This is a genomic window from Arthrobacter sp. Y3222053, from assembly GCF_059092805.1.
This window is the reverse complement of the sequence record NZ_JBNHIA010000017.1, coordinates 1-501: the sequence shown is the minus strand read 5'-3', so window position 1 is coordinate 501 and position 501 is coordinate 1. Positions and strand designations below refer to the sequence as shown.

The following is a 501-nucleotide window of genomic DNA, read 5'->3' as shown; positions in this document are numbered from 1 at the left end:
TGTAACTCTTACGGTCGTTGTGAACGCGTTCTATGGGTGAGCGTCCCTCGATCCCGGTATGGGGTCGGTGATAATTGTAGTGATGGAGCCAGGCATCGTATTCATTGATCCTGGCTTCTTCGCTTTTGTAGGGCTTCGCGTACGCCCACTCTGAGGCCAAGGTGCGGTTGAACCGCTCGACTTTGCCGTTGGTCTGCGGCCGGTACGGTCGGGTGAATTTGTGTTTGATGCCCGGCCCCAACGCCTGGGCGAAAGTGTGCGAACGGTAGCAGGAACCGTTGTCGGTGAGGACCCGGAGCACGGTGATGTTGTGGGATGCGAAGAACTCGTGGGCGCGCTGCCAGAACTCGGCGGCGGTCTCTTTCTTCTCATCGGTGAGGATCTCGGAGTAGGCCAGCCGGGAATGGTCATCCACGGCGTGGTGTAGGTAGGCGTAGCCGGGCCTGCGATTGGCCTCGGTCCGGGTCTTGTTGCGTTTCCCGGTGGCCCGGCCGAGCATCC

The 501-nt window shown here is 60.5% G+C and carries 1 protein-coding gene; it reads right to left on the bottom strand.

Annotated elements, in window-relative coordinates; all coding sequences use genetic code 11:
• Positions 1-501 (bottom strand): integrase core domain-containing protein (locus tag AC5RUW_RS16625; protein WP_494161696.1); only part of this gene is annotated, 501 nt, incomplete at both ends.